Raw genomic sequence first — 17226 nt, forward strand, 5'->3', positions numbered from 1 at the left:
TGACGCCATCACGACGAGAGGTGGATACCCGCTTCGGGCGTGGCTACGCCGGGTCGAGAGCCCCCTAGGCCTCGAACTCGCGCGCCACCGCCTTGACCACCTCGGAGATCTGACGTGCCGTCTTGCGGTCCGGGTAGCGGCCTTTACGCAGTTCCGGTTGCACGGTGCTTTCCAGCAGCGTGATCATGTCCTCGACCATGCCGTGCAACTCGTCGGGGCTGTGCTTGTGCTCGGCCGGCGCATCCCGGCGCGAGGCTTCCCGGCGCGTCCTGGACAGGCTGGGCGGCGGATCGAGCAGCTTCAGACTGAGCGCCTGCGGACCGCGCCGCCCCGAAGCGATGCCGAACTCCACCTTCTGGCCCGCTTTGAGCCCCTCGACACCCGCGGGCAACGCCGACGAGCGGACGTAGACGTCCTCGCCGTCCTCCTGCGACAGGAAGCCGAACCCCTTCTCGGAGTCGTACCACTTCACTTTGCCGGTCGGCACTGCACTCACCTGCTTGTCTGATGGATCCTGCTTGTCTGATGGATCATTGGCTACACAACATAAAGACGCGTCCCGCATGCGCAGGACGCGCTGACGATCACAGATCCTACTCGGCTGATCATCCGCTCAGCATCCGGTTTACCCGGCACTCGGTAGGCTGGCGATACCGCTGGAGGAGATATGCGCCTGATCCTGAATGTCATCTGGCTGGTTTTCGGTGGGCTCGTGCTCGCACTGGGATACCTGCTGGCCGCGTTGGTCTGTTTCCTGCTGATCGTCACCATCCCGTTCGGTTTTGCTGCGCTGCGCATCGCGTCCTATGCGCTGTGGCCGTTCGGCCGGACCATCGTGGAGAAGCCGGGGGCCGGGGCCGGCTCCGTGGTCGGCAATGTCATCTGGGTGCTGCTGTTCGGGCTGTGGCTGGCGCTCGGCCACCTGACCACCGCCATCGCGATGGCGGCCACCATCGTCGGGATCCCGCTGGCGCTGGCAAACCTGAAGCTGATCCCGGTCTCGCTGGTTCCGTTGGGCAAGGAGATCGTCCCCGTCGACCGGCCCGCGCGCATGCCGGCATGACGCTGACCACCCTGGGAGTGCCGACGGTCCCCGGCGCCAGCAAACAAGGCCAGGCACCGCGCACCGGCCCGCTACTCGACACCTATGGCCGCGCCGCCACCGATCTGCGGATCTCGCTCACCGATCGCTGCAATCTGCGATGCACCTACTGCATGCCGGCCGCAGGTCTCAACTGGCTGCCGGGCGAGACGCTGTTGCGTCCCGACGAACTGGCCAGGCTGATGCGCATCGCGGTCACCCGCCTGGGCGTCACCGGGGTGCGGTTCACCGGGGGCGAGCCGCTGCTGGCGCGCCACCTCGAAGAGGTTGTCGCCGCGGCTGCCGGGCTCACGCCGCGCCCGGAGATATCTCTGACGACCAATGGCGTCGGTCTCGCGCGGCGGGTCGACGCGCTGGCCGACGCCGGGCTGGACCGCGTCAACGTGTCCCTGGACAGTGTGGATCCCGCGCACTTCGCCGCGATCACCCGGCGGGATCGCCTCAAGGACGTGCTGGCCGGCCTGTCCGCCGCACGGCGCGCCGGGCTCGACCCGATCAAGGTGAACGCCGTGCTCGACCCCGAGACCGGCGCGCGCGACGTCGTGGATCTGGTGCGGTATTGCCTGGAGCGCGGGTACCAGCTGCGAGTCATCGAGCAGATGCCGCTGGACGCGGGCCATCAGTGGCGTCGGCACGCCGCGCTCAGCGCCGATGACGTGCTGGCGGCGCTGCGGCCGCACTTCCGCCTGGAACCCGACCCGTCGCCCCGCGGTTCGGCGCCGGCTCAACTCTGGCTCGTCGACTCCGGCTCCGATACGCCGGCCGGAAAATTCGGGATCATCGCGTCGGTGTCGCAGGCCTTCTGCGCCACGTGTGACCGCACCCGGCTGACCGCCGACGGCCAGATCCGCAGCTGCCTGTTCTCCACCACGGAAACCGATCTGCGTGCACTGCTGCGCGGGGGTGCCGACGACCACGCCGTCGAGGCCGCTTGGCGCGCCGCGATGTGGACCAAACCCGCCGGCCACGGCATCAACGACCCGGGCTTCACTCAGCCAGCACGGCCGATGAGCGCCATCGGTGGCTGACACCGCGCCTGATCGTGCCGACATTCAGGTCACGGTCCGCTACTTCGCCGCCGCCCGGGCAGCTTCCGGCGCGGAGTCCGAGACCGTCGCGTTGCCGGCCGGAGCGACGGTGGCCGGCTTGGTTGAGCTGCTCGCCGATCGGGGTACCCACCTGGCGACAATATTGAGCCGATGCTCTTATCTGCGGGACGGAATTGCCGTCCGAGATGAGGCCACGGCGTTATCCACCGGCGACACGGTTGACGTACTTCCGCCCTTCGCCGGCGGTTGAAACTGTGAAATACATCACGTAACGGAACGATAACGGCCCGGCCACGCTCCGATTTCGGCCGCTCTGACCTGCACAAACGCGAACCGTTCCTGGCGTTTTGCGGCCCGCGTGTGACCAAAACGCCGACATTTCCTTAACGTGACGGGAACGCCGCGAACCGCTACCGTTCCGGGTGGTTCGTCACCCAACCCGAGCGACGAACCCTCCCTCACCTAGATCGCGCCCAGCTCCATCCGTTAGGTGAGGGATTCCGACCCGCGGATGGAGGCGGGGGACCCACCAGGTCCGCCGAGTTTCGGACCGGGGCCAATCGCGGCTCCTTGGGGTGAAGCCGACGTCGTATCAACGGTGAACGACGACGGCCGGGTGACCTCTTCCACCCGAACCCGACAGCTGACCTCGCAGGCGTGTATACGAGAGGAATTTCTGAGCGTATGAGTGGACGGCATCGTAAGCCCACTAACTCGAGCGTGAGCGTCGCCAAGATCGCCTTCACCGGCACGGTCCTCGGTGGCGGTGCCATCGCCATGGCCGGCCAGGCGGCTGCGGCCACTGACGCCGAGTGGGACCAGGTAGCCCGCTGCGAATCCGGCGGCAACTGGGCGATCAACACCGGCAACGGCTTCTACGGTGGCGTGCAGTTCGCCGCCGGCACCTGGTCGTCGCACGGTGGCGGCGAGTTCGCGCCGTCCGCCCAAATGGCCAGCAAGGACCAGCAGATCGCCGTCGCCGAGCGCGTGTTGGCGACGCAGGGCCGGGGCGCCTGGCCGGTGTGTGGCACCGCGTTGTCCGGACCGTCGCCACGCAATGTCGTGCCCCAGCCGGCCGGTTTCCCGTGGGACCAGCCCGCCGAGGCACCCGCGCCGAATACCGAACTTCCCCCACCAGCAGAGCTGCCGGCTCCGGTCGAGGAGGCCCCGGCCCAGCTCGTCGGAAACGAGCTCGCGCCGGCTCCGGCCGAGCTTGCTCCGGCTCCCGCCGACCTGCCCCCGGCACCGGCCGACCTGCCCCCGGCACCGGCCGACCTGCCCCCGGCTCCCGCCGACCTGGCTCCCGCCCCGGGCGACCTGCCGCCGGCTCCCGCCGACCTGCCTCCCGCGCCGGCGGACCTGCCCCCGGCTCCGCCGACCATCGACGCCGGCTTCCAGCCCGGTGAGGCGGCGCCTCCGGTCGACGCCGGCACCCCCGCGGGGGTCCACCAGGTGTCCACGGTGGGCTACACCCAGCAGCTGTGGCAGTCGATTGTCGGCCACGACATCGCCGGCAACGACGCGCTCGACGCGCTCGCGGCGGGCCCGGTCAGCTGACCGGGCTCAGGCCGAACCCACCCATTCTTCGGAACCGTCGTCGAAGAACTGGTGCTTCCACACTGGTAGCCGCGCCTTGATGGCGTCTACCAGCTGACCACAGGTAGCAAAGGCCGCTTGACGGTGGTCGGCCGCTACGGCGGCCACCAGAGCGGCCTCACCGATGTGCAATGCGCCGATGCGGTGACTGGCTGCGACGGCCCGTACCCCGGCGGCCTGCCCGGCCACCTCTGCCACCACGTCAGCAAAGACCTGCGAAGCCGACGGGTGCGCGGAGTATTCCAGGCGCACCACTCGGCGTCCGTTGTCGTGGTCGCGGATCATCCCGACGAACCCGACGACGGCACCGGCCGACTGATGGCTCACCAACGCCTCGTGCTCGGCGAGACAGATCGACTGGTCGGTCACTACAGCGCGTACGACCAACGTCATCGTTGGTGATCTTCGCCGGCGAGTTGCGCCAGCGCGTGGTCGAGCACCCCGGCCAGCACCCCGAGGCCGTCTCGTACCCCGCCCGGTGAGCCGGGCAGGTTGACGATCAGCGTCTTGCCGGCCACCCCGCACACGCCGCGCGAGAGCACCGACGTCGGCACCTTCGGCAAGCCGGCCTGCCGGATCGCGTCGGCCAACCCGGGGATGATGAAGTCCAGCACCGCGACCGTTTGCTCGGGCGTGCTGTCGGTAGGCGAGATCCCGGTGCCGCCGGATGTGATGATGACGTCGACCTCGTCGTCGAGCGCATCGTTGAGCGCCTCGCCCACCGGATTTCCATCGGCGACCACTCGCACCTCAGCAGGCGAAAAACCCTGCTGCTCAAGCCATTCAGAGATAATCGGCCCACACTCGTCGGCATAGGAACCGGAGGCTGCCCGGGTGGATGCGACGACCACGCGCGCGGATCGATTCACTGCCTCACCCAACTTCCGCTACGGCCGCCCTCTTTGCTGAGCACCCGGATAGCGTCGATGCGCGCGGCCGGGTCGACCGCCTTGATCATGTCGTACAGGGTCAGCGCCGCCACACTGACGGCGGTCAACGCCTCCATCTCCACCCCCGTTCGGTCGGTGCTGCGCACCGTCGCATGGATCTCGATCTCGGACTCGCCGACAGTGAAGTCGACATCGACACCGGTGAGCGCCAGCTGATGGCACAACGGGATCAGGTCGCTGGTGCGTTTGGCGGCCAGGATGCCGGCCACCCGCGCGGTCGCCAGCGCGTCACCCTTGGGCAGCCCGCCGCGGGAGACCAACCCCACCACGTCCGCGGAGGTGCGCAGGACACCGGCGGCGACGGCAGTGCGTCGCGTGGCCCCCTTCTCGGTGACGTCGACCATGTGCGCGGCGCCCCGCTCGTCCAGATGCGACAGGGCGGGCACCTCGGCGGCCCGTGCAGCGGCCCTCGGTGCGGCCCCGGCCCCGGTCATGGTGGCGATTACCAGGTGGCGACTGTCACCGGGTGGACGTAGGGCAACTCGTCGGCAGGCACCGGGAACACCACTTCGCCGAAAGGCGAGAGTGCGCCGGTGCGGTCGGTCACGAGTTCGCTCACCGCGTGGTCATCCGGGTCCGTAGTGGGCCAGCCGTTGTCCACGTACTTTGCCTTGCGTGCATCAGCCACGCGCTCCATTCTGACAGGTCCGTAAGCAGTCCGCGACGGTAGCCCGCAGGTCGGGCCTAGGCTTGATCTTCGATGACCGAACACACCCCGGATATCCCGCTGGGGTCCTGGCTGGCCGACCTACCCGACGAGCGGTTGATCCTGCTGTTGGCGTTGCGCCCCGACCTTGCCCAGCCCCCGCCCGGCAGCATCGCCGCGCTGGCCGCCCGCGCCCAGGCGCGCCAGTCGGTCAAGGCCGCCACCGACGACCTGGACTTTCTGCGGCTCGCGGTGCTCGACGCGCTGCTGGTGCTGCACGCCGACATCGAACCGGTGCCGGTCGCCGAATTGACGGCTCTGATCGGGGACGGCGCCCCCCGGGACGAGGTGCTGACGGCCCTGGACGACCTGCGGCAGCGCGCCCTGGCGTGGGGTGACACGGCGGTGCGGGTGGCCGCCGACGCCGCCTCCGCGTTGCCGTGGCTACCGGGTCAGGTCACCCTGGAGGACCGCTCCCTTTCCGGGGATCAGATCGCCGCCCTGATCGACGGGCTCGACGCGCCGCAGCGCGACGTCCTGGACAGGTTGCTCGACGGGTCCCCGATGGGGCGCACCCGCGATGCGGCGCCCGGCGCTGCGCTGGACCGGCCGGTGCCGCAGCTGCTCGCCGTGGGTCTATTGCGCCGCGTCGATGCCGAGACCGTGATCCTGCCCCGGCACGTGGGTCAGGTGTTGCGCGGGGAGAACCCCGGCCCGACCCAGCTGGCCGCGCCCGACCCGGTGGTCTCGACCGTCGATCCCGCCGCGGCCGACGCCGCGGCCGCCGGGGCCGTCATCGACCTGCTGCGTCACGTGGATGTCTTGCTGGAAAACCTCAGCGCCGCTCCGGTCGCCGAGCTGCGCAGCGGGGGGCTGGGGATTCGCGACATCAAACGACTGGCCAAGACCACCGGGATCGAGGAGCCGCGCCTGGGTTTGATACTCGAGCTGTCGGCGGCGGCCGGGCTGATCGGCAACGGCACCCCCGACCCCGAACCGGCCTACGGCGAGGCACCCTATTGGGCACCCACCACCGCGGCCGACCGGTACGGCACGCTCAGTGCCGCCGACCGGTGGTTCCTGCTGGCCGACACCTGGCTGCACCTGCCGGCCCGACCGGCGCTGATCGGAAATCGCGGCCCGGACGGCAAAACCTATGGCGCCCTGTCTGACTCGCTGTTCTCGACGGCTGCCCCACTGGATCGACGGCTGCTGCTGGACATGCTTGCCGAGTTGCCGCCCGGCGCCGGGGTCGACGCGAAGACCGGGTCGGCCGCGTTGATCTGGCGCCGGCCGCGCTGGGCCCGCCGGCTGCAACCGGGACCGGTCGCCGATCTGCTCTCCGAGGGTCACGCGCTGGGCCTGGTGGGTCGCGGTGCCATCAGCACGCCCGGCCGGATCCTGCTGGAGCAGGACGACGACCCGGGTGCGGTGCTCGGTGCGATGTCACGCGCGCTGCCCAAACCAATCGACCACTTCCTGGTTCAGGCAGACCTGACGGTCGTGGTGCCGGGTCCGTTGGAGCGCGACCTGGCGGACGAGCTCGCTACGGTCGCCACCGTCGAATCCGCCGGTGCGGCAATGGTTTACCGGGTCAGCGAGCAGTCCATCCGGCATGCCTTGGATATCGGCAAGACCCGCGACTGGATGCACTCCTTTTTCGCCCGGCATTCGAAAACGACGGTGCCGCAAGGGCTCACGTATCTCATCGATGACGTCGCGCGCCGGCACGGGCAACTTCGCATCGGCATGGCGGCGTCATTCGTGCGCTGCGAAGATCCCGCGCTGCTGGCTCAGGCCATCGCCGCGCCGGCCGCCGAAGACCTGCAGCTGCGGGCGCTGGCGCCGACGGTCGCGGTGTCATCAGCTTCGATCGCCGACGTGCTGGCTGCGCTGCGTGCGGCAGGGTTTGCCCCGGCAGCCGAGGACTCCACCGGTGCCATCGTCGATGTGCGTGCCCGCGGTGCCCGGGTGCCCAGCCCGCAGCAGCGCCGACCGTACCGGCCGCCCCCCCGGCCCAGCGGCGACACCCTGCACGCGATCGTTGCGGTGCTGCGCACGGTGACAGCCGCGCCGTTCGGCAACCTGCGCGTCGACCCTGCCGTCGCGATGTCACTGCTGCAACGAGCCGCCCAGGACCAGGAGAAGGTACTGATCGGCTACCTCGACGCGGCGGGGGTCGCCACCCAACGGGTGGTGGCGCCGATCGTGGTCAAGGGTGGGCAACTGGTGGCGTTCGATTCCGCGTCCGGACGGCTGCGCGACTTCGCCATCCACCGCATCACCTCGGTGCTGTCGTCCGATGAACGATAGCTGTCGGTGCGCCGACGATAATGGACTGATGCGCGCCGACGACGATGCAGCACGGAGTGAAGGAGGAGTGGCGCTAAATGACTGACGGACCCCTGATCGTCCAGTCCGACAAGACGGTGCTACTCGAAGTGGACCACGAGCTGGCCGGGGCCGCGCGCGCCGCCATCGCGCCCTTCGCCGAGCTGGAACGCGCTCCCGAGCACGTGCACACCTATCGCGTCACCCCGCTGGCGCTGTGGAACGCGCGCGCCGCCGGCCACGATGCCGAACAGGTGGTCGACGCGCTGGTCAGCTTCTCCCGTTACGCGGTGCCACAGCCCCTGTTGGTCGACATCGTCGACACCATGGCCCGTTACGGCCGGTTGCAACTGGTCAAACACCCCGCACACGGCCTGACCCTGGTGAGCCTGGATCGTGCGGTGCTCGAGGAGGTGCTGCGCAACAAGAAGATCGCCCCGATGCTGGGTGCGCGCATTGATGACGACACCGTGATAGTGCATCCCAGCGAGCGTGGCCGGGTCAAGCAGATGCTGCTCAAAATCGGTTGGCCCGCCGAAGATTTCGCCGGTTACGTGGACGGCGAGGCGCATCCGATCAGCCTGGAGCCGCACGGGTGGGAGTTGCGCGATTATCAGCAGCTGGCCACCGATTCGTTCTGGGCGGGCGGGTCCGGCGTGGTGGTGTTGCCGTGCGGCGCCGGCAAGACATTGGTCGGCGCCGCGGCCATGGCCAAAGCCCAGGCCACCACGCTGATCCTGGTCACCAACATCGTCGCGGCCCGGCAGTGGAAGCGTGAGCTGGTCGCACGCACCTCGCTCACCGAGGAGGAGATCGGCGAATACTCCGGCGAGCGCAAGGAAATTCGGCCCGTCACCATCTCCACGTATCAGATGGTCACCCGCCGCAGCAAAGGCGAATACCGGCATCTGGAGCTCTTCGACAGCCGTGACTGGGGCCTGATCATCTACGACGAAGTGCACCTGCTGCCGGCGCCGGTGTTCCGGATGACCGCCGATCTGCAGTCCCGGCGCCGGCTGGGCCTGACCGCCACGCTGATTCGCGAGGACGGCCGCGAGGGGGATGTGTTCTCGCTGATCGGCCCGAAACGCTACGACGCGCCGTGGAAGGACATCGAGGCCCAGGGCTGGATCGCGCCGGCGGAATGCGTGGAAGTGCGGGTCACGATGACCGACAACGAACGGATGATGTACGCCACCGCCGAACCCGAGGAACGTTACAAGCTGTGCTCGACGGTGCACACCAAGATCGCTGTGGTCAAGTCGATTCTGAAGAATCACCCCGGTGAGCAGACCCTGGTGATCGGCGCCTACCTCGACCAGCTCGACGAACTCGGTGCGGAGCTGGACGCCCCGGTGATCCAGGGATCGACGAAAACACGCGAACGCGAGGAATTGTTCGACAAGTTCCGCACCGGTGAGATCGCCACGCTGGTGGTCTCCAAGGTCGCGAACTTCTCCATCGACCTGCCCGAAGCCTCAGTGGCCGTTCAGGTTTCGGGGACGTTCGGGTCGCGCCAGGAAGAGGCCCAGCGGCTGGGCCGGCTGCTGCGACCCAAGTCCGGCGGCGGTGGGGCCGTCTTCTATTCGGTGGTGGCGCGCGACAGTCTGGACGCCGAGTACGCCGCACACCGGCAGCGTTTCCTGGCCGAACAGGGCTACGGCTACATCATCCGCGACGCCGACGACCTGCTCGGCCCGGCCATCTGACTCCGCGAGCAGACGCAGACTCGCATGCATCGCGTGTGCTGGACGCGATTCTGTGTCTGTTCGCAGTAACTAGAGCGACAGGATCGTCGCCGACGCGGTTCCCGGTGCCCCGTACACCTGCGCCAGCCCCACCCGCGGATTCCCTGGCACCTGCCGTTCGCCGGCCTCGCCGCGCAGCTGCCGAACCAGTTCGTGCATTTGGCGCAGCCCCGAGGCTCCGATCGGCTCGCCGTTGGCGATCAGCCCGCCGTCGGTGTTGACCGGCATCGACCCGTGGATCTCGGTAGCGCCGTCGGCCAGCAACTTCTCCTGCTCGCCGTCCGCGCACAGACCCGTCTCGGCCATATGGATGACTTCGTTGCCGGCGTCGGTGTCCTGCAGTTGGGCCACATCGACGTCCTCCGGCCCGATCCCGGCAGCCTCGTAGGCCGCTCGGGACGCGTACACCGTCGGCGAGACGTCCTCGTCGAGCGGCGCGAAGGTGGCATGCACCTCATAGGCGCCGTACGTGCGGGTGCGAATCTCGCAGGCGCGCACATATACCGGTTTGTCCGTGTACTTGTGCGCGATGTCGGCGCGGCACATCACCACCGCGGCGGCGCCCTCGTCGGGCGCACAGAACATGTATTGCGTGAGGGGATAGTTCAGGACCGCGGAGTTAAGGATCTCCTCCTCCGAGATCGGCTTGCGACGGAACGCGTTCGGGTTCAGCGCCCCGTTGCGGAAGTTCTTGTTGGCCACCTTGGCCAGGGTGGCCTGAGAGATGTTGTGGTCGTGCAGATACTTGTTGGCCTTCATCCCGAAGAACTTGGTCGTGACGAACTGCCCGTTCTGCGCGTACCACTGGGGTAGCGCCAGCTTGGCGGGGTCGTCGGTGAAAGCACCGCGCGGATGCTTGTCCAGGCCGATGGCGATGCCGATGTCGTACTTGCCCAGCCGGATGGTGTCGGCGGTCTGCTGAATGGCGCTGGCGGCGGTCGCGCACGCGTTGAACACGTTGGTGAACGTGATGCCGGTCAGCCCGACCAGTCGGGTCACCGCGTCGGGATTGGACACCTCGTGGCTGCCGCCGAACCCGAACTGGATGTCTTTCCAGCTCACACCGGCGTCGGACAGCGCTGACTGAATGGCCTCGGCACCCATCTGCATCGCGGTCTTGTCGAACCTGCCGAACGGGTGCAGACCCACGCCGATGATCGCGACGTCGTTAGTCATTGCGGCCTCCCGACACCGGCTCGAACGCGAAGGTGAGAACCTCGTCGCCGTCGTCGTCGGTGGTCAACGGCACAAACGTCAGCTCGACCTGTTGGCCGAACTGCAGCTTGGCCGGATCGTTCTCGGTCAGCCGTCCTTCGACGCGGATCACGTCACCGAGTTGCACCAGACCCACCCCGAACGGCACGAATTCCTTGCCGGTCGGGCCGGCATACGGCGCGCCGGGCGGGAAGCCCTGGGTGGTCCAGGCGATCAGGCTGCCGCGGCGCGGCAACAACACCTCGTTCATCTGTCCGAGACTGCAGCGGGGGCAGCGTTCCTGGACGGGGAAGGTGGTGGCACCACAATCTCCGCAGCGACTGCCGATCAGCTGGGGGTTCTCGTCGGGCCAGGTCGAGATTTCAGGGGCCAATGCCTTCTGCATCGTCAGTCCTCCGTGGACACGAAAAAAACGCGACTAACCCAGACCGTACAACAGCGTTCCGCGAAAATGGAAATCTGGTTCTCGCAATTGAAAAGGTTGCGGAGCCACCGTTCCCCCACAGCGGCGATCAGCTCAGCGCGGGGATGACTTCCCGTTCGAACAGCTCGATGCCGGACCGGTCGTAGGCCGCCTCGGGGAAGTAGCAGATGGCGTATTCGCATCCCAGGTCGCGAACCCTCGTCAATCGCTCAATGACCTGTTCCGGCGTGCCGGTGGCCGAGTCCGGAATCCCGGAGGACATCGAATCCGCCAGAGCGTCCGGCACATACGCGGCCAGCCGGTCGCGAATCCGCTGCTGCCGCTCGTTGACCTCGGACTCGGACGAGCCGAGCACCGCGGTGAAGTTGGCCGAGCGGACGATGGCGTCGAAATCGGTACCCAGGTTCCGGCAGTGCTCGGCCAGCACCTCCGATTTGTGCGCAAAGGCTTCCAGTTCCGGGGTGAAATTGGTGTACTGCGCGTACTGCGCGGCGATCCGCAGCGTCTTCTTCTCACCACCGCCGGCGATCCACAGCGGAATACCATTGTCCTGCAACGGCTTCGGGGCAACGATCGCACCGTCGACCTGATAGTGCCTGCCGTCGAAGCTGACTTTTCCGTCCCGCCAGGCATCCCGCATGATCTGCACGCCCTCGTCCAGCCTGGCCAACCGCACCCCCGCCGACGGAAAACCGTAACCGTAAGCGCGCCATTCGTGTTCGTACCAGCCACCGCCGATACCCATCTGGACGCGTCCACCGGAGATGATGTCGGTGGTGGCCGCCACCTTCGCCAGGTAGACGGGATTGCGGTAACTCATCGCGGTGCACATCTGACCCAGCTTGATCCGCGAAGTGACCGCGGCATAAGCCGCAATCAGCGACCAGGCCTCGTGGGTGGCCTCGTCGGTCGGCAACGGGACGGTGTGGAAGTGGTCGTACACCCACAGCGAGTCCCAGGCACCACCGTCGGCGTAGGTGGCCAGATCACGCATCACCGCCCAGTGCCGCTCCGGTTCGATGCCGACGAGGTCCATCCGCCAGCCTTGCGGGATGAAGAGACCGAAGCGCATAACCGGACTCTAACCCCGGCACCACAGGGCTCGACACCCAGCGCGTCGGGTGCGACCTTTCGATGCCCCGCACCACCCGGATGGCCCGTTTGGCAACATGGAAGCCAGGACGCGGACGAGAGGAATGAGCGGAATGGACCTGGCCGGGGTAGGAGTATGGAGCAGTCAACTGCGCTACGGTGACGAATCCGAAGCCGCCGACGCTGCAGCGGAATTGGACGAGCTCGGGTTCACCGCATTGTGGATTCCCGACGTCGGCGGACCGGTGCTCGACGCGGTCGCTCGTCTGCTGGCGGCGACCGCGCGGACGGTGATAGCCACCGGCATCCTCAATCTGTGGATGCACTCCCCCGCCGACGTCGCCGAGTCCTACGCCGCGTTGAGCAGCAAGCATCCCGACCGTTTCCTGCTCGGGATCGGAGTCAGCCACGCGCCGCTGATCGACGCGGGAAACCCCGGCCGGTACCGCAAACCGCTCGCAGCGACGGCATCGTTCCTGGACGGTCTGGATGCGGCGTCGCCGCCGGTGCCCGTCGACGGGCGGGTGCTGGCCGCGCTCGGCCCCAGGATGCTGGAGCTGTCGGCGACCCGCGCCCGCGGCGCCCACCCCTACCTCGTCACCCCCGAGCACACCGCTTCGGCCCGTGCGACGCTGGGGCAGGGCCCGTGGCTGCTGCCCGAGCAGTCCGCGATCCTGACCGACGATGCGGACGAGGCGCGCAGGATTGGAACCGATTGGCTGCGTGGCTATTTGGCGATGCCGAACTACGCCAACAACATGCTGCGCAGCGGGTTCTCCGAAGACGATGTCACGCAGATCAGCGATCGCCTCTTCGATGCACTCATCGTGTGGGGCGACGAAGAAGCAATCCTGCGCCGAGTCGCCGAACATCAGTCGGCCGGCGCCGACCACGTCTGCGTCCAGATACTCACCGCCGACCCGCGGGCATTCCCCCGCGAGCAATGGCGCCGCCTGGCCGCGGCTGTTGCCGCTACGTAGCTGTGGCACTCGGCCATCGGCTCAAACGTCTGCAGTACCGTACGCTCTACCGGCTGGGTTTCGTTCCGTGGGACGGCCACCCGATCGGGGTCAAGCTACGAGAGTTGGTCGAAGACAGTGCAATTGCGCCCGGTGCGGCACTCGACATCGGCTGCGGCACCGGCGACAACTGTAGCTATCTGGCTGAGCACGGCTGGCGGGTGACCGGAGTGGACTACGTCGCCCGGGCGCTGCAGAAGGCACGGGCCAAGGTCCGCACCGAAAGCGTCGAGTTCCGGATTGCTGACGTCACCCGGCTCAGTTCGGCGAACGTGGGCCGGGATTTCTCGTTGATCGTCGACAACGGGTGCCTGCACGGCATGAACGACGACGACCGCGACGCCTACGTTCGTGAGGTCACGCGCGTTGCGGCGACCGACGGGCGCCTGCTCATCATGGCGATGATCCCCGGTGGTTCACCCGGGGTGCGCGGCATCGACCTGCCCGAGATCCAGCGGCGATTCACCCCGGCCTGGACGCTGGTGGACTCGGGCGACGAGCCGTCGCTGGACCACAACGGCAAGAACCCGGGCCGCTACTACGTTCTGCAGCGCGCCGCTTAGCCGCGACGACGCAAGAGCCCCCGAAACAACGCTGTTTCGGGGGCTTTGCGGCTGGTCGTCAGGTCAGCGAGTCCGGCGGCAAGAAGCGGTCGCCGTACTTCTCGGCCAGTTCGCGGGCCCGGGCCACGAAGGCCTCCTTGCCCCGGCCGTGCGGACCTTCGTAGCCGACGATGTACTGCGCGCTACCACCGGTCCACGGCGGGAACCCGATGCCCATGATCGACCCGATGTTGGCGTCGGCCGTGGAGGTCAGCACGTTCTCGTCGAGGCACTTCTGGGTTTCCAGCGCCTCGGCGAACAGCATCCGGTCGATCATGTCCTGCAGCGGCGGCGTCGAAGCCCCCGACTTGAAGGTCTCCCGCAGGCCCGGCCACAATCCGGAGCGCTTGCCGTCGGGGTATTCGTAGAAGCCGGCGCCTTTGAGTCGGCCGGAGCGGCCCAGCTCGATCATCTTCTCCACCACCGCTTCTGCGGGGTGCGGTTCGTACTGGCCGCCACTGTCCTCGACACCCTTGCGGGTAGCCGCGGCGATCTTGTGCATCAGCTCCAGGTTGAGCTCGTCGGACAGCTGCAGCGGCGGCGCGGGGTAACCCGCCTGCGAACCCGCCTGCTCGATGCTGGCCGGCTCCACGCCTTCGCCGAGCATTGCCAGCGCCTCGTTGACGAAGGTGCCGATCACCCGGGAGGTGAAGAAGCCGCGGCTGTCGTTGACCACGATCGGGGTCTTGCCGATGGCCAGGGTGTAGTCGAAGACCCGGGCCAGCGCTTCGTCAGAAGTCTTCTCGCCCTTGATGATTTCCACCAACGGCATCTTGTCGACCGGTGAGAAGAAGTGGATCCCGACGAAGTCCTCCTGCCGCTTCACCCCCGTCGCCAGACCGGTGATCGGCAGCGTCGAGGTGTTCGACCCGAGCAGCGCGTTCGGCTCGACGATGTCTTCGATCTCCTGGAACACCTGGTGCTTGAGGTCCTGGTTCTCGAAGACGGCTTCGATGACGAAGTCCACGCCCTTGAGGTCGGCCGGGTCGGCGGTCGGGGTGATGCGCCCGAGGAGCGCACTGGACTTCTCCTCCGTTGTCCTGCCCCGCTCGAGCGCCTTGGCTTCGAGTTTCTCCGAGTAACCCTTGCCCTTCTGGGCGGCCTCGATGCTGACGTCCTTGAGCACCACGTCGTAACCGGCCTTGGCCGAGACGTAAGCGATGCCCGCGCCCATCATGCCGGCGCCGAGCACGCCGATCTTGTTGATCTTGACCGGCTCGATGCCGTCTGGCCGCGACCCGCCGTTGTTGATCGTCTGCAGGTCGAAGAAGAACGCCTGGATCATGTTCTTGGCGACCTGGCCGGTGACCAGCGAGGTGAAATAGCGGCTCTCGATGCGGCTGGCGGTGTCGAAGTCGACCTGCGTGCCCTCCACGGCCGCTGCCAGGATCGCCCGCGGCGCAGGCATATTCGCACCCTTGAGCTGCGAGCGCAGCAGGGAAGGGAAGGACGGCAGGATGGCGGCCAGCGACGGCGATGACGGGGTACCGCCGGGGATCTTGTAACCCTTGACGTCCCACGGCTGGGTGTGCGATTCGGGGTTGGCCTTGATCCAGGCCTTGGCGGCCGGCACCACCTCGTCGACCGAACCGACCAGCTCGTCGACCAGTCCGATTTCCTTGGCCTTGGCCGGCTTGAACCGGGTGCCCTGCGACAGGATGTTCATGAAAGCGTTCTGGATCCCGAACATCCGTACCGAGCGGGTGACGCCGCCGGCACCGGGCAGCAGGCCCAGCGTCGCCTCGGGGAAGCCGAACTGCGACCCCTTGACGTCGGCCGCGATGCGGTGGTGGCACGCCAAGGCGATCTCCAGCCCGCCGCCGAGCGCCGCGCCGTTGAGGGCGGCGACGACGGGCTTGCCCAGCGTCTCGAGGGTGCGCAGCTGCTTCTTCACGTTCTCGACGAGATCGAATGCCTCGCCGGCGTTTTCCGGGCCGATCTGGATCATGCTCTTGACGTCACCACCGGCGAAGAAGGTCTTCTTCGCGCTGGTGATCACCACGCCGGTGATCGAGTCTTTCTCGGCGACAAGACGATCCACCGTCTTGCCCATCGACTCGATGTAGTTCTCGTTCATCACGTTGGCCGAACCCGACGGGTCGTCCAGCGTCAGTGTGACGATGCCGTCGGCGTCCTTATCCCACTGAATTGCGTTGTCGGCCATGTACTTAAACCCTCTCGATGATCGTCGCGACACCCATGCCGCCGCCAATACACAGCGTTATCAACGCGCGTCGGGCGTTGCGCCGCTCCAGTTCGTCGACCATGGTGCCGGTGATCATCGCGCCGGTTGCTCCCAGCGGGTGTCCCATGGCGATGGCGCCACCGTTGACGTTGAGCTTCTCGTCCGGGATGTTCAGGTCCTTCTGGAACTTCAGCACCACGGAGGCGAACGCCTCGTTCAGCTCGAACAGGTCGATGTCGTCGACGGTCAGCCCGGCCCGGTCCAGCACCTTCTGGGTGGCCGGGGTGGGTCCGGTGAGCATGATCGTCGCGTCCGCACCGGTGGTGGCGGTAGCGACGATGCGCGCCCGCGGGGTCAGGCCCTGCGACTTGCCGGCCGCCTCGGAACCGACCATCACCAGCGCGGCGCCGTCGACGATTCCGGACGAGTTACCGCCGGTGTGCACGTGGTTGATCTTCTCGACCCAGTGGTAACGCTGACGCGCCACGTCGTCGAATCCGGCCATTGCGGCCAGGCCCTCGAAGGCGGGCTTCAGCTTGCCCAGGCCCTCGGCGGTGGTGTCGGGGCGCATGTGCTCGTCATGATCGAGGATGAGCAGGCCGTTCATGTCGACGACCGGCACGATCGACTTGGCGAAGTACCCACCCGACCACGCCTCGGCGGCCAGCTTCTGGCTGCGCAACGCGTAGGCGTCGACGTCGTCACGCGAGAAACCCTCGATGGTGGCGATCAGGTCGGCACCGATGCCCTGGGGGACGATGTAGGCGTCGTAGCTGGTGGCCGGGTCGGCCATCATCGCGCCGCCGTCCGACCCCATCGGAACGCGGCTCATCGATTCGACGCCGCCGGCGAGCACCAGATCGTCCCAGCCGGAACGGACCTTCTGCGCCGCGGTGTTGACGGCCTCCAGGCCGGACGCGCAGAACCGGTTCAGCTGGAAGCCACCGACGGTGTCGGGCATGCCGGCGGCCAGCACGGCGGTGCGGGCGATGTCGCCACCCTGGTCGCCGACCGGGGAGACGCAGCCCAGGATGACGTCGCTGATCAGGTTTTCGTCGAGGTCGGGGTGGCGCTTGCGCAGCTCCTCGATCAGGCCGACGACCAGGCTCAATGGCTTGACTTCGTTCAGCGAACCGTTGCGTTGCTTGCCGCGCGGTGTACGGATGGCCTCGTAGATGAAGGCTTCTTCGGACATGTGAACTTCCTGTTCGGAGAGGGTGTGGATCCGTCTTAAGAGTAGGTCCAGCACAGGAACCCTAACAGTTGC

Annotated in this window: 18 protein-coding genes and 1 riboswitch; of the genes, 8 read left to right on the forward strand and 10 right to left on the reverse strand. The window is 67.5% G+C overall.

Annotation, left to right across the window (positions count from 1 at the left end; translation table 11 throughout):
* Positions 1-64: 64 nt before the first annotated feature.
* Positions 65-487 carry a cold-shock protein gene (locus tag AC5Y3Z_RS13155; RefSeq protein WP_463827324.1) on the reverse strand — a complete coding sequence of 141 codons (423 nt, stop codon included), beginning with the start codon at positions 485-487 and terminating at the stop codon, positions 65-67.
* Between the two features lie 180 nt (positions 488-667).
* Between AC5Y3Z_RS13155 and AC5Y3Z_RS13160 the strand changes: the two genes are divergently transcribed.
* The 4 genes from AC5Y3Z_RS13160 (at position 668) to AC5Y3Z_RS13175 (ending at position 3708) form a co-directional block, all read left to right on the forward strand.
* Positions 668-1063, forward strand: coding sequence for a YccF domain-containing protein (locus tag AC5Y3Z_RS13160; protein WP_463827323.1), 396 nt, complete (start codon positions 668-670; stop codon positions 1061-1063).
* Positions 1060-2130 carry a GTP 3',8-cyclase MoaA gene (gene moaA / locus AC5Y3Z_RS13165; protein WP_463827322.1) on the forward strand — a complete coding sequence of 357 codons (1071 nt, stop codon included), beginning with the start codon at positions 1060-1062 and terminating at the stop codon, positions 2128-2130. The genes AC5Y3Z_RS13160 and moaA overlap by 4 nt, the downstream gene beginning before the upstream one ends.
* On the forward strand, positions 2123-2401 hold the full coding sequence (locus tag AC5Y3Z_RS13170) for a MoaD/ThiS family protein (protein WP_463827321.1): 279 nt from the start codon (positions 2123-2125) through the stop codon (positions 2399-2401). Before moaA ends, AC5Y3Z_RS13170 begins: the two co-directional genes overlap by 8 nt.
* A 238-nt stretch (positions 2402-2639) precedes the next feature.
* A riboswitch (cyclic di-AMP (ydaO/yuaA leader) is annotated at positions 2640-2826 on the forward strand.
* A 9-nt stretch (positions 2827-2835) separates the two neighbouring features.
* Positions 2836-3708: a transglycosylase family protein gene (locus AC5Y3Z_RS13175; RefSeq protein ID WP_463827320.1), complete on the forward strand. Its 873-nt coding sequence runs from the start codon at positions 2836-2838 to the stop codon at positions 3706-3708.
* 6 nt (positions 3709-3714) lie between these two features.
* Here AC5Y3Z_RS13175 and AC5Y3Z_RS13180 read toward each other — a convergent pair whose 3' ends face one another.
* Genes AC5Y3Z_RS13180 through AC5Y3Z_RS13195 form a run of 4 tightly spaced genes read right to left on the reverse strand, consistent with a single transcriptional unit; the run spans position 3715 to position 5334 of the window.
* Entirely contained in the window at positions 3715-4140 is a 426-nt protein-coding gene (locus AC5Y3Z_RS13180) for a molybdenum cofactor biosynthesis protein MoaE (protein WP_463827319.1), read from the reverse strand.
* Positions 4137-4616: a MogA/MoaB family molybdenum cofactor biosynthesis protein gene (locus tag AC5Y3Z_RS13185; protein WP_463827318.1), complete on the reverse strand. Its 480-nt coding sequence runs from the start codon at positions 4614-4616 to the stop codon at positions 4137-4139. The genes AC5Y3Z_RS13180 and AC5Y3Z_RS13185 overlap by 4 nt, the downstream gene beginning before the upstream one ends.
* Complete coding sequence (gene moaC / locus AC5Y3Z_RS13190) at positions 4613-5131, reverse strand: cyclic pyranopterin monophosphate synthase MoaC (protein ID WP_463827317.1); 519 nt, start codon at positions 5129-5131, stop codon at positions 4613-4615. The genes AC5Y3Z_RS13185 and moaC overlap by 4 nt, the downstream gene beginning before the upstream one ends.
* Positions 5132-5139: 8 nt before the next feature.
* Positions 5140-5334 carry a hypothetical protein gene (locus AC5Y3Z_RS13195; RefSeq protein ID WP_463827316.1) on the reverse strand — a complete coding sequence of 65 codons (195 nt, stop codon included), beginning with the start codon at positions 5332-5334 and terminating at the stop codon, positions 5140-5142.
* A gap of 63 nt (positions 5335-5397) precedes the next feature.
* Between AC5Y3Z_RS13195 and AC5Y3Z_RS13200 the strand changes: the two genes are divergently transcribed.
* Positions 5398-7656, forward strand: a complete 2259-nt coding sequence (locus AC5Y3Z_RS13200; protein ID WP_463827315.1) for a helicase-associated domain-containing protein — start codon at positions 5398-5400, stop codon at positions 7654-7656.
* Between the two features lie 77 nt (positions 7657-7733).
* Positions 7734-9383 (forward strand): DNA repair helicase XPB, encoded by a 1650-nt coding sequence (locus AC5Y3Z_RS13205; RefSeq protein ID WP_463827314.1) that lies wholly within the window; start codon positions 7734-7736, stop codon positions 9381-9383.
* Between the two features lie 69 nt (positions 9384-9452).
* Here AC5Y3Z_RS13205 and AC5Y3Z_RS13210 read toward each other — a convergent pair whose 3' ends face one another.
* The 3 genes from AC5Y3Z_RS13210 to AC5Y3Z_RS13220 form a co-directional block, all read right to left on the reverse strand.
* A complete protein-coding gene (locus AC5Y3Z_RS13210) occupies positions 9453-10598 on the reverse strand; it encodes a thiolase family protein (protein ID WP_463827313.1) in 1146 nt (381 codons plus the stop codon).
* Positions 10591-11022: a Zn-ribbon domain-containing OB-fold protein gene (locus AC5Y3Z_RS13215; RefSeq protein ID WP_463827312.1), complete on the reverse strand. Its 432-nt coding sequence runs from the start codon at positions 11020-11022 to the stop codon at positions 10591-10593. The genes AC5Y3Z_RS13210 and AC5Y3Z_RS13215 overlap by 8 nt, the downstream gene beginning before the upstream one ends.
* Positions 11023-11149: 127 nt before the next feature.
* Positions 11150-12133 (reverse strand): LLM class F420-dependent oxidoreductase, encoded by a 984-nt coding sequence (locus tag AC5Y3Z_RS13220; protein ID WP_463827311.1) that lies wholly within the window; start codon positions 12131-12133, stop codon positions 11150-11152.
* Between the two features lie 133 nt (positions 12134-12266).
* Here AC5Y3Z_RS13220 and AC5Y3Z_RS13225 point away from each other — a divergent pair, with 133 nt between their 5' ends.
* Both AC5Y3Z_RS13225 and AC5Y3Z_RS13230 read left to right on the forward strand, forming a co-directional pair.
* Positions 12267-13133, forward strand: a complete 867-nt coding sequence (locus AC5Y3Z_RS13225; protein WP_463827501.1) for an LLM class F420-dependent oxidoreductase — start codon at positions 12267-12269, stop codon at positions 13131-13133.
* Positions 13097-13735 (forward strand): class I SAM-dependent methyltransferase, encoded by a 639-nt coding sequence (locus AC5Y3Z_RS13230; protein WP_463827310.1) that lies wholly within the window; start codon positions 13097-13099, stop codon positions 13733-13735. Before AC5Y3Z_RS13225 ends, AC5Y3Z_RS13230 begins: the two co-directional genes overlap by 37 nt.
* 58 nt (positions 13736-13793) lie before the next feature.
* On the opposite strand, the gene AC5Y3Z_RS13235 is transcribed toward AC5Y3Z_RS13230, so the two are convergent.
* Together AC5Y3Z_RS13235 and AC5Y3Z_RS13240 are read right to left on the reverse strand one after the other, a co-directional pair.
* Positions 13794-15938 (reverse strand): 3-hydroxyacyl-CoA dehydrogenase NAD-binding domain-containing protein, encoded by a 2145-nt coding sequence (locus AC5Y3Z_RS13235; RefSeq protein ID WP_463827309.1) that lies wholly within the window; start codon positions 15936-15938, stop codon positions 13794-13796.
* Positions 15939-15942: 4 nt separating this feature from the next.
* A complete protein-coding gene (locus AC5Y3Z_RS13240) occupies positions 15943-17154 on the reverse strand; it encodes an acetyl-CoA C-acetyltransferase (protein ID WP_463827308.1) in 1212 nt (403 codons plus the stop codon).
* Positions 17155-17226 lie beyond the last annotated feature (72 nt).

The sequence above is a fragment of the Mycobacterium sp. NGS61 genome (assembly GCF_059812325.1).